Raw genomic sequence first — 12,533 nt, 5'->3', positions numbered from 1 at the left:
TTACTTAGCAGAAGCACCCTAATCAAACGTTTGATTAGGGTGCTTCATGTTATCTGATTGATTGTAGACCAATAGAATTCTCAAGAACGGGAGTGAACTTTCTCTCCTTGAACCCAAACTTCCGAGATATTATCTGGGCGTACGAGATAGAGGATCTTTTGGAAAATATCATCTAAATCTTCTGCTTCAGAGAAAATCGGCAGTTTTGCAGTTGGTGTTTTTGTATCAATGATTTGTACATCCCAAGTGTAGTTTTCTTGTAAACGTCCGATTGGCAGACTTAAGCTTTCACCCCCGCCGGCAGTTGCTAGATAAAAGGCTTCATGAATAGAAATTCGGGAATCTGGTACGCCTCTTTCCTCTGCGGGAAGAGCTGGATTTACGCCATCTTCTAGCATTCTCGAGGAAACAACGGCTTGCTTCGCATTATCATAAAGACTTGGAGTGGCACCAGCGGAAATATCTGTACCTAGTCCGATATCAATTCCCAATGATTGAAATCTTTTTATGGGCAGTACGCTATTGGCGAAATAGGCGTTGGATAGCGGGCAATGGCTGATGGCTGTACCAGTTTCCACAAATAATGCGGCATCGTTGTCATTTAAGAAGTTACAATGAGCCATCACAGATTTGTCGCCTAATAATCCAAAATCATGGAGAGCGAATGCATCATGCTTACCCAAGCGTTCTTTTACATAACCATGGGCCCAGTCACTTTCACTGCAATGGGACTGAATATGGGTATCATATTTTGCTGCCAATTCGCCAAGTCCCTTAAGGGCTTCGTCTGAGCAGCTTGGAATAAATCGAGGTGTAACAACAGGATAAACACCTTGTTTCGCCTCTTTGGCTAACTCTTTCACGGCTAAAATAAATGACTCTGTATCAGCTAGAGCTGTTTTTGTATCAGCATCTCGGTAATAGGATGGGTTTTGTTCTGGATCATCCATGACGACCTTGCCTACTAAACCTCTTTGCCCTTTTTCTGCACAGATTTTTGCCAATAACAAACTCGCCTCTTTGTGGACAGTCGCGAAATAAAGAACGGTTGTTGTTCCATTTGCAAGCAAGGTGCTTACCAAGTCTTCATATACTGATGAGGCGAAGGATAAATCTGCATACTTAGCTTCTAGCGGAAATGTATAGGTATGCAGCCAATCGTATAGCGGGATATCTAAAGCTGTACCCGACTGTGCCCATTGCGGTGCATGAACATGCAAGTCTACAAAACCAGGTAAGAAATATTGCCCCTCTGCTAAACGGTGGAAGTTAGCTTGTCCTTCATAAGTCTCTAACAAGGCTGGATATTCGGCCTGTTCCGGTCCAATCATTTTTTTTATCATTCCATTGGTATCGATAAAGAATAAATAGTCTTTCAATATAGTTACTTTTTTGGGAGATTCACTAGAAAAAGCAGTTCCGTGAAAAATATGCGTATAATTGTTCATAAACACCTTCCTAATGTTCGTGTTTTGTGTTAATATAGTCATTGTAGCAAGTTGATAATTGCTAGTAAATAAAAAATTTTATTGCGTATTTTAAAAAATGAAGTGAATGTTGAAGGTGAGCTTGAGCATTGCAAATGTTTCAGGTTGCTATAATATTCAAAAATAAATAGTGTATTTTCATATAATCGTAGGGATATGGCCTACAAGTTTCTACCTGTTTACCGTAAATAAACTGACTATGAAAAGCAGAGATAAAATGGACATGACGTCCCTTTATAGGGAGATGTCTATTCTTGTCATACTTTGATTATAAAGGGCTCGAAGTGCATGCTTTTCTTTTGTTAAGGAAGGTATGTACTTCGAGCTTTTCTGTTCGGTGAATTTGCTCGTTAATGAAGAAACAAAGATTATATGAAGGTATCATCAACAGGGGGTACTGGGATGGAGAATATGGCAAAAGATTTGGAAGCAAAGGGGAATATACAGAAAGGAAAAGAAGAAATTACCGTTGGCAAATCGATTTTTCTAGGAGTACAGCAAATATTAGCGATGGATTTGTTTATCCCGCCGATTATCTTGGCAGGCTTATTGTCCTTTTCCGTATCGGATAGTGCATTGCTGATCCAAATGACCTTTATCGCATGTGGAATTGCAACGATTATTCAAGCAGGCTTTGCAATGAAGCTTCCTGTTATGCAAGGACCTTCCTTTGTGCCATTAAGTGCACTTGCAGCAATTGGAACGACATCAGGAATTGGAACAATGATAGGCAGCTTAATACCTGGTGCGTTAATTATTGCCTTGCTTGGTTATCCGCTTAAACTCTATAGCAAAGTGGTTAGAAAAGTCATCCCACCGATTGTTGCTGGGACTGTTATTGTGGTTGTAGGGATTTCTTTAATGCCGAGTGCGATTAATTCTATTTATACAGCAGAAGGTAGTTTTGGCGAAAATATCTTGGTTGCGACCGTTACAGCAGCTGTATTGATTTTCTGTATGTACGTAGGGGAAAAGGCTAAATCTAAATGGAAATATATAAAAGTAGTATCGGTTATCTTAGCACTAGGATTAGGCTCACTTGTTGCCTCTTTCTTCGGTTTAGTTAGTTTTGCCTCATTAGAAAATGCAAGCTGGTTTCAAATGCCAAGTCTATTTGCATTTGGAGCGCCACAATTCAATGTTCATGCCATCCTAGTCATGATTGTAGTTTACTTAATTGTCACTATTGAAACAACGGGAACATGGTTTACTGTAAGCAATGTAACGGGTGAAGAGCTTAATGACAAACGTTTAAATGGCGGTGCATTCGGTGAAGGGTTAGGCTGTTTTGTCGGTTCTTTTTTTGGTGGAACGCCAGTAACGGGCTATTCCTCTAATGCTGGTATTATTGCGATTACAGGAGTAAAGAGCCGTAAGCCAATTATTATGGGTGGAATTATGTTAGTAGTTCTAGGCATGATGCCAAAACTGACGAGTTTGATTGCCTGTATCCCTAGTGTGGTGATTAATAGTGTATTTGCGATTTTATGCGTAATCATTATGATGAATGGATTTAAAGTCGTGAAAGGATTGGAATTTACGGAGAGAAATATGATTGTTATTGGAGTTCCAATCATGCTCGCTTTATTTGCTGTATTAATGCCGGCGAATGTGTTAAATGGGCTGCCTGAAATTGTTACTTACTTTGTATCATCAGGGACAGCTATAGGAGCCATTGCTGCATTAATTCTTAATCTAGTTTTGCCGCAAAAACAAGTAGAGCGTGTAAATACAAACAAGCCAACGGTAAATATTAACTAAAAATAGGAACAGGAGAGGCGCGATTATGCAACAAGATAGACTATGGAATGAATGGCATCCAGTATGTAAAGCAGAGGAATTGCAGGATGATCCGAAACAAGTATTTGTGCTTGGGGAAAGAGTAGCTATTTTTCGAAATGAGAAAGGCGTTCATGCCTTTAAAGATTTGTGTATTCATAGAGGAGCGGCACTTTCGCTTGGTAAGGTAAAAAACGGAAATTTAGTTTGTGCATACCATGCTTGGGAATACGATTGTGCAGGGGCGTGTGTCAAGATTCCAGCATTGCCAAATGGACGAGCTATTCCAAGAAAAGCGAAAGCAACCGTTTATCATTGTGAGGAATACCTTGGACTTATTTGGGTGAACTTGGGGGATGATCCAGCACCGCTTATTTCTTATCCTGAATATAGTACAGAAGGATATCGAACAGCGATATGTGGTCCTTATGAGGTAAAAGCAAATGCACCGCGAATCATTGAAAACTTCCTCGATGTTTCCCATCTTATGTTTGTTCATGAAGGCTTGCTTGGAGATGAGGATCATGCCGAAGTGGTCGATTATAAAGTGGATTTTATCGATAACCGTTTTATTACAAGCAAAATTCCTGTCTACCAGCCCAATCCAGATGGACGCTCAAAAGGTGGATATGCCAATTATGTGTATGAAATTCTAAATCCAACAACTGCTCGTTTCACGAAAACAACAGATGGATCAGAAGATGCGTTGACGATTTTGCTTGTCGTCAATCAAGAAGATAACGAACAGTCGAAAGCCTTTATGCTGTTAACAAGAAACTATGATTTAGATAAACCAGATGAACCATTTATCGAATTCCAGGATAAAATCTTTTATCAAGATTTAGATATTGTTCAAAGCCAAAAGCCAGAATTACTGCCATTGGATCTGCAGGCAGAATTACATCTTAAGTCAGACGCCCTGACGATCAGCTACCGTAGATGGCTGCAGGAACTTGGAGTGGAAAATGGAACAACTCCTGGTGACAGGCACCATAAAAAGACAAAAAGCTAATTCTGTCTCTCTCTGGAGGACAAAGTGGAAGAGGGATCATTTTTTGATTTCTTTTCCTATTTTTTTGTCGGAAAATGCAGGGATTTTGTATGGAATGTAGAATGTTGTATTTTAAGATGCCTCTTTCTATTAGAGGGCATAGAATAAAACCCTCTTGCTAATCTCCGTCGATTTTATCCTTCATAATATGCAAGCAAAATTCATAAAAAGGGAGGTTGTTCGTTGGCTAGAAAAAAGCGTGTTTGGTATCCTGGTGCTAGTTATCATATTACGAGTCGAGGTATTCGCCGTACTTCTTTATTTTTGGACGAGGAAGACCGCGAAAAGTATCTGCGATTATTGACAGAAGTAATGGAGGAAAGGCCATTTATTCTGCAAACCTATTGTTTGATGACAAATCACATCCATCTTCAAATTAAAACTCTTCAACATTCCCCAAGTGACATTATAAGAACTCTTCATTTTAATTACGCGATATATTTCAATAAGAAATACGATTTTACAGGACATGTGTTTGAAAGTCGTTATGGATCTGAGTTGATTACTTCTGCTCAATATGAATTAGAAGTGAATCGGTACATTCATCTAAATCCAATTCGAGCTGGTATGGTAGAAAGCTTGGAAGAATATCCTTGGAGCAGTTATTTTGACTATATAGAGACCAAAGAGGGAAGTATGGTAAATTCAGAACGGATTTTTGCGTATTTTCCTGACCCCAAACCTGAGCAATATCTTCAATTTTTACATGCGAGAGGAAAAGAATCTGATCAATATCCAATCTAGGTTTTGCAATACTTAGGAAAGTTAAATAAGTTGACCTTATTTAAAGAGTTTTTCCACCAAGGTTTACGTTTTTCTTCTATATCTGTTGTGGGAGTCAATAGAATTTGATGATCTCCGTTATATAATAAGTCAAGGCTCACTTGTTCTCCTTTTTTCCAGCCATTTGATTTTATAGCTTTTAATATCCAAAGGGAACAGCATGTTCTTCTAATGCATTTGACCATTTATAAGTTTTTGAAGTTTCAGTTTCTCTTATTATTTCAGCATTTCTAGGAATAGGAAGTCATAAAAATCTTTTGAAGGTGGATAGGGGAAATAGATAAAAAATAATAGCATCCTCCTATTAACAGAATAGTTAAAGCAAATGTCAGAATGAATTTTTTCTTCAAACATACTTCCCCCCCTCCAAACACTTATTTTAAAATCCACTAGACATATTTATCCATAATATTAGGTTTAGATCCAAAACAAAAAGAAAATATTGTTAATCAGTATAATTCATGGTGGTATCATCAATCTTCCATATTTCTTGATAACTTATGATTCAATTCCTAAAGAATTAGCGTAAATAATAGTGGTTTTTATTTTATTTCCCAAAATAGTATATTAAATCTCTATAAACGAAAAATAAAAATAGAGAATATCATTAAGCTCAAATAAATATAACATTTGTACTTTATTAACACGAAGTGAACATTTAAACTATAGTATAAATTAGTTCATATCTGCTTCCATGGACAAAGGTAACATTTAGACTTTTTTCCAATGTCTTGGACAGAGCTCAATTAAGGATATTTTATCGTTCTTGAACATATTAAAATGAAACGTGGATATAATATTTATAACCACTTTATGTATTGTAAAAGTGGTACAACTATGATCCCTCTGTCTAGACTGGCGTTCATGGACGTTGACGAAATTTCTTCTTTGGACAAAAAAGAAATTTCCAGACAGTGTGTTTGAGGTTAATAATGATACCGAGCCGTGGTACAGTCAAATAGAATATCAAAAAGAGAAAGTGAAGTAGAAATAGATCATTTTCTCAACAAAAGTTGAAGGCAGAAAACAATCTTCATCAGGAGGCTGTTTTTTTATAATACTTCCTAAGGACAATCATATTAATGAACTAGCTAAATTTTACCTAGTTAACCTAATAAAGGGTAAAGAGTAAGCTGGAGGTAAAAGCAAAAACAAGGATGCTAAATTGTTTCCACTAAGGATAAGTGATTTCGTTGTTTTTTTTCTATGATGATAAAACGGTACCATCGACGCTGTTACTAAAGTCCCCTTATTTTTCATAAACTTTTGTCTAAATCAATTCCTTGACAAGCATTTTTAGCAGGAGTATATTTGGTTACGGATTATAACTAGGGTAGAAAAAATTATTAAAAAAGAGGAAGAATGACCTATAAGTGAGAAGGGGGGAAGAAGAAGTAGTTTAATTATAGGAAGGAACGAGGCTTAGATAGAACCTCGTAAGGAAAAGAAGTGTCAGAAATTATCTTGAATTAAAGATATACTAATTTGAGAATTTCTGTTAACTTACAAAAAGAAAGAAGGAGCAAGACATGGCAATAGGAACAATTAGTAAACAAGATGTTATTCAAACAAATTTAAAAGGAAAACAGCTCTTATTAAATCCCTTTCTTAATAAAGGCGTAGCTTTTTCGAAAGAAGAACGTCAAGAGCTTGGTTTAAATGGTTTATTACCAACTCAAATTCTAACATTAGAAGAACAAGCAAAACGTATTTACGAACAATTTTCTGCCCAAACAAGTGATTTACGTAAAAACGGTCTTTTATATGATTTGTACAATCGAAATGTTGTTCTATTTTACAAAGTACTTCAGGATAACCTGAACGAAATGCTGCCCATTATTTACACTCCTACTGTTGGAGAAGTGATTCAAAAGTACTCTCATGAATATCATATTCCTGGTGGATTATATTTATCTATCGATAATATGGAGAGCATGGAAGAAGCTTTTAACAATTTAAATATTCCTAGTGATGGAATTGATTTAATCGTAGTAACTGATTCAGAAAGCATTCTTGGAATTGGAGATCAGGGTGTCGGAGGAATTAATATTGCGATCGGTAAACTAGCTGTGTATACGGCAGCGGCTGGCATAGATCCTAGTAGAGTGCTTCCAATTGTGTTGGATGTAGGAACAAACAATGAAGCTTTAATTAAAGATCCATTATATCTTGGTAACAAATTTAGTCGTGTTCGCGGCAAAAACTATGATCAGTTTATTGAGCAATTTGTGGAAAATGCCTTGAAGACTTTTCCAGATGTTCTCCTTCATTGGGAAGACCTTGGAAATGTAAATGCTCGTGCAATCATGGAAAAATACAGTGATAAAATTCTTACTTTCAATGATGATATCCAAGGAACAGGCGCTGTTACTTTGGCGGCCGTCATGTCTGCTTTAAAGGTTACGAAAGAGTCTCTTTCTGATCAGCGAATTGTTATCTTTGGACCAGGTGCTGCTGGCATTGGGAATGCAGATCAAATGGTAGAAACAATGGTATTAGAGGGAGTTTCGAGAGAAGAAGCGTATAATCGCTTTTGGCCAATTGACTTCCGTGGATTATTAACAGATGAAACTCCAGATGTTGTTTCTTTCCAACAGCCATATGTTCGTTCTGCAAAAGAAGTAGAGGATTGGGAAAGAAACGAGGAAAATATTATTCCGCTTCTAGAAGTTATTAGAAAAGTAAAGCCGACTATTCTTATCGGTACATCTGGACAAGCTGGTGCTTTCTCTGAAGAAGTGGTAAAAGAGATGGCTAAACATGTTGAACGTCCGATTATCATGCCGATGTCTAATCCAACCCCATTAGCAGAAGCTACACCAGAAGACATTATTAAATGGACAGATGGGAAAGCACTAATTGCTACTGGTAGTCCATTTAAAGCCGTGGAATATAACGGTGTCACATATGAAATTGGTCAATCGAATAACGCGTTTGTGTTTCCCGGACTAGGGTTAGGAGCAATTATTGCAAAAGCTTCCATTATTTCAAAAGGAATGTTTGCAGCCTCCGCAAATGCTGTTGCATCATTATCTGATAGCAGCTCGCTTGGGGCATCTATCCTTCCTTCCATTGACAAATTACAAGAGGTATCTAAAGCCGTAGCTATAGCAGTAGCTGAAGCTGCGATCGAAGAAGGAATTGCGCAAGCGGAAATAGAGGATATAGAACAAGCGCTTAATGATTATATGTGGAACCCTGAATATAAAACAATAACATTAAAACAAGACAATTAAATAAATAGAATCGTCTTGCAATCACTGTAAGACGATTCAAACAGCTTAGAAACGAACAAAGGGAAAGTGAAGTGAATTACCATGTCTCTTGGACATATATTTTTAGTATTAATCCCCATCTTTTTTACCATTATTTTAGGATATTTAGGTGGCTATCTAAACATTTTTAATGCTGATTCTTCTAAAGGTCTCAATACATTAGTAACAAAATTTGCACTACCAGCGCATTTATTTATTGGAATTACAACTACATCGAAGCAAACATTAATCGATCAATGGCCGTTTTTCTTAAATATGTTTATAGGTATTATTGGTTTTTATGTCATATTACTACTTATTGCGAAGTTTATTTTTAAATATGATGTTACAAAAGCTTCGATGTTCTCATTAAATTCTACGCAGCCGGCATTTGCTTTTATGGGGATTTCTGTGCTTGGTAGTTTATTCGGACAACAAGAAGTTGCTATTCCTATTGCGATTACAGGAATTGTGGTTAATGCTATTTTAGATCCTTTAGCAACAATTGTGGGGAATATCGGCGAAAGCAATAAAGGGAAAGCAAAGGATGAGAAGGGAAGCACAATAGGTATTATTTTGCATGGATTAAGTGAACCACTTGCTTGTATTCCATTACTAGCAGTTGTATTGACACTATTTGGTTTCCACTCACCAGAAATAGTACAAAGTGCGCTTGATCAAATTGGCTCCGTAACATCTGGTGTTGCTTTATTTGCGGTAGGGGTAACCGTAGGTATTCGCAAGATCAATTTCCAAGGAGTTGCTTTTGGTATTTCACTATTAAAAGTGATAGTGCTGCCAGTATTTATGATATTGGTTGCTCATCTAGTAGGGTTAAACCATGCCGATACAGTAAAAGCTATTTTATTAGTAGCATTTCCAGGATCAGCCGTTGCAGCGATGATTTCAACTAGATTCGATTCGCTAACAACAGAAACAGCATCTTCTTTCGTAATTAGCACTATATTATCATTAATTACATTACCAATCTTTATAACCTGGTTGATTTAATAAATAAATAAAAAGGAAGCAGAAGGGGGGTTTTTCTGCTTCCTTTTTTTATTGGTGACAGGCACCATAAAAAGACATCCTATCAATTTTGTCCATCTTAGAAGGATAAATTGATGGTAGAGGCTATGTTAATGGTATATAGAAATAGGGCCTTGATAACTAAGGAGAAAAATACTCTGCCATTCCACAACAAAAAAACACTAACATTAGGTTATTTTAAGAATAGATGACAACAGCTTCTTCTAACCAAAATGAAAATGGTAAGATAATATTAATCAGATAAGGGAGGGGACTCATCATCATGTTTTTCCTAAAAGATGAAGGATTTGAATATAGCAAGACACAACTAAAAATAGAAGTAATCGATATACGTAATATAGAAGACTTTATTCAATTACAATTAAGATTTACATTTGACTTTAGTTTTGGAACATTTTCTCATGAGGTAACTTGGTCTAACCATGATATAGAAGCGGTGGTGTCCCAATTGGAAAACCTCCATCTTTCTGGAGAAATCACAGCCATTGAACCCGACATTTCATTCAGCTATCAAAGAATGGAGGGAAATCTTTATACATTTTATATTCACTTTGACAATGGAATGATTCATTCAAACATGGGAACAGACTCAGGGATTAGCCTTAGATTAATAATTAATAGACAGTCTTTAGTAGATTGGGCAAGGCAGCTAACCAAACTATTACACCATACATAATAATTTATTATAGTTAAGTATAAAAATCCTTCCCCTCATCGCCATTCCAGATGAGGATATTTTTGTATGGATCAAACTAGAAATAAATATCTGAAAATAAATAATATTGTCATATTTTCTGACAATATCATAGATTTCCAAAAAAGTTAATAGTATTATACGTTTATGCTACTTAATTTTGAAACATCGTTCCGTTCAGTGAAACACTGCCGGTAGAAAGACATACAAGGGTTATTTTGGGGAGAGGAGAAGGGGAGCAGGTTTTGATAGAAAGATAACAGGATAGAATCGGTCATATTTAAGTTAAGGGGAGGAGTTATTCAGTGAATATGAAAGCATATGAAAATTCAGAGGTACCGGAAAAGAAGATAACGGGTTATCAGTGGAAAACGCTGTGGTCTTCAACGGTTGGATATGCCATGGATGGGTTAGATATGATGATTTTGGCTTATACACTGCCGCTCATAATTGCTTTTTTTGGCATTAACCAAGCGCAAGCGGGAAGCCTTTCAACTATTACATTGCTTGGAGCTGTAATTGGTGGAATTGTATTTGGGGTAATGGCGGATAAATTTGGGCGAGTACGGGTGTTTACTTGGACTATTTTAATATTTTCTGTTTTTACGGGTTTATGTGCTTTAGCTCCTAATTTAGAAACATTTGCGATTTTTCGCTTTTTAGCTGGTTTAGGTCTTGGTGGAGAATTTGGAATTGGGATGACGCTTGTCAGTGAGACTTGGCCGAAGAAGTATCGCTCTCGTGCTACATCTGTAGTAGCGGTTGGATTTCAGTTAGGGATTGTTCTTGCTACTTTAACCGTATTGTTTATTGCACCGAAATTTGGATGGCATGGTGTATTCCTTGCAGGGGTAGTACCAGCGGTTTTTGCGTTTTGGTCCCGCAAAAATTTAAAGGAACCAGAGATTTGGACAAAACTTAAAGAAGAAAATAAAAATAAAATTGCCATTGGACAATTATTTGCTTCAAAGGAAACAACGAAGATAACGATTGGCTTAATTATCGCCACAAGTGTTCAAAACTTTGGCTTTTATGGCATTATGACGTGGATGCCGACGATGCTTGCTTCGGAACTAGGCTACAATTTTAATAAAACAACTTTATGGACGGTAACAACAATTGTCGGGATGATATTAGGGATTTTAATCTTTGGTTATTTGGCAGACAAAATTGGACGCAGACCATCTTATATCACTTTCCTGATTGCTGCGGCAATTATTGTTTGGGTCTATTTCCAAGTAACATCGACAGCAGCTTTATTGCTTCTTGGCGGCGTATTAGGATTCTTTGTAAATGGGATGATGGGTGGATATGGAGCCCTGCTAGCAGAGCATTATAATACAGAAGTCCGTTCCACTGCAGAAAACATTATTTTTAATGTAGGGAGAGCAATCGCGGGATTTGCGCCATTTATTATTGGTTATATTTCTCTTAATCATTCTTTAAGCTATGCACTTAGCTTATTGTCCGGTGTTTACATTTTATCTGCACTAGCATTTATCTTTTTAATTCCTGAATCAAAGGATAAAGAGATTGTTTAAGAATTAAGGTTACAATCTATATTTTAAGAGAGAAGGGTGTTTTTATGACACCTTCTCTTATTTAAAAAATGGAACGATGTTCCGCTTAGAGAAACTTTTTTAAAAGGAGAGACATGGCTTGGAATGGTTAAATCGCTTTACAGTTGTAATGGACTGCCTCTCTTCTAATGCCAATATAGGAATGGGTGTCAGTGAACTTGCGAGAGAGACAGATTTAAGTAAGGGTACGATTCATCGAATGCTTACAAGTATGTGTGAACATCAGCTTGTTGTGCAGGATAAAACGACTAAACAGTATTATCTAGGACCGAAAACGATGCTGTGGGGCAGTCAATTTTTAAGATTGCAGGATCCGATTAAATTACTGGGCAGATATGGAGAAAAATTATCTAATGAAACCAATCTGTATACCTTCATTTGTCGTTATCATGGAGGCGATGTCTATTGTGTTTACACCCATCAGCCATCAGATCTGCGCAATAAATATTTTGTTCATGTGGGACAACGGATGCCGATTCATAGTGCCGCAGCAGCAAAAGTAATTTTGGCGTATCAAGAGGAAGCAATGATTGAGAAGATGGTGCAAGAGACACCCTTTGAAGCTACCACCCCCTATACGAAAACGAATCCTCTCGATATCAAACAAGAACTAAAAGAAATCTATCATTCCCAACTCGCATTTTGCATTGAAGAATTGGAAATAGGCGTATCTGCTATTTCCGCGCCAATATTTTATGATGACAAAAAAACGAATGTCAGTATCAGCATTGTTGGCGAAAGTGACTATATCGAAATGCAGCAAGAAATATTAGTGAAACAAATAAACGAAGTGGCCAAAGAGGCAAGTGAACATATGAAATCTATGCATCTATTAAGTTCTATTCGCTTATAAAG

Annotated in this window: 9 protein-coding genes and 1 riboswitch; of the genes, 8 read left to right on the top strand and 1 reads right to left on the bottom strand. The window is 36.8% G+C overall.

Going from position 1 to position 12,533, the window contains the following annotated elements:
- Positions 1 to 80: 80 nt before the first annotated feature.
- Positions 81 to 1,448 (bottom strand): guanine deaminase, encoded by a 1,368-nt coding sequence (guaD, locus tag NSS71_RS16865; RefSeq protein ID WP_341151849.1) that lies wholly within the window; start codon positions 1,446 to 1,448, stop codon positions 81 to 83.
- Positions 1,449 to 1,605: 157 nt separating this feature from the next.
- Positions 1,606 to 1,707: riboswitch (purine riboswitch) on the top strand.
- Between the two features lie 182 nt (positions 1,708 to 1,889).
- On the opposite strand from guaD, the gene NSS71_RS16860 reads away from it, so the two are divergent.
- The 8 genes from NSS71_RS16860 (at position 1,890) to NSS71_RS16825 (ending at position 12,531) form a co-directional block, all read left to right on the top strand.
- Complete coding sequence (locus NSS71_RS16860; RefSeq protein WP_047941954.1) at positions 1,890 to 3,248, top strand: uracil-xanthine permease family protein; 1,359 nt, start codon at positions 1,890 to 1,892, stop codon at positions 3,246 to 3,248.
- A gap of 25 nt (positions 3,249 to 3,273) precedes the next feature.
- Complete coding sequence (locus NSS71_RS16855; protein WP_095322453.1) at positions 3,274 to 4,278, top strand: aromatic ring-hydroxylating dioxygenase subunit alpha; 1,005 nt, start codon at positions 3,274 to 3,276, stop codon at positions 4,276 to 4,278.
- A 222-nt stretch (positions 4,279 to 4,500) separates the two neighbouring features.
- Positions 4,501 to 5,061: a transposase gene (locus NSS71_RS16850; protein ID WP_217989369.1), complete on the top strand. Its 561-nt coding sequence runs from the start codon at positions 4,501 to 4,503 to the stop codon at positions 5,059 to 5,061.
- Positions 5,062 to 6,629: 1,568 nt separating this feature from the next.
- Positions 6,630 to 8,336, top strand: coding sequence for an NAD-dependent malic enzyme (locus tag NSS71_RS16845; protein ID WP_341151848.1), 1,707 nt, complete (start codon positions 6,630 to 6,632; stop codon positions 8,334 to 8,336).
- Positions 8,337 to 8,417: 81 nt separating this feature from the next.
- Complete coding sequence (locus tag NSS71_RS16840; RefSeq protein ID WP_095322457.1) at positions 8,418 to 9,365, top strand: AEC family transporter; 948 nt, start codon at positions 8,418 to 8,420, stop codon at positions 9,363 to 9,365.
- A gap of 301 nt (positions 9,366 to 9,666) precedes the next feature.
- Positions 9,667 to 10,080, top strand: coding sequence for a hypothetical protein (locus NSS71_RS16835; RefSeq protein ID WP_061799404.1), 414 nt, complete (start codon positions 9,667 to 9,669; stop codon positions 10,078 to 10,080).
- A 329-nt stretch (positions 10,081 to 10,409) separates the two neighbouring features.
- The gene (locus tag NSS71_RS16830; protein WP_061799563.1) at positions 10,410 to 11,639 is read left to right on the top strand and encodes an MFS transporter; all 1,230 of its coding nucleotides are present in this window, start codon (positions 10,410 to 10,412) and stop codon (positions 11,637 to 11,639) included.
- Positions 11,640 to 11,757: 118 nt separating this feature from the next.
- Entirely contained in the window at positions 11,758 to 12,531 is a 774-nt protein-coding gene (locus NSS71_RS16825) for an IclR family transcriptional regulator (protein WP_061799402.1), read from the top strand.
- Positions 12,532 to 12,533 lie beyond the last annotated feature (2 nt).

Origin of the sequence: Niallia sp. FSL W8-0951 (genome assembly GCF_038006525.1) — a bacterium.
Taxonomy (GTDB): domain Bacteria; phylum Bacillota; class Bacilli; order Bacillales; family Cytobacillaceae; genus Niallia; species Niallia circulans.
Note: the sequence above shows the minus strand (reverse complement) of the source record. Positions and strands in the feature narration are given on the sequence as shown.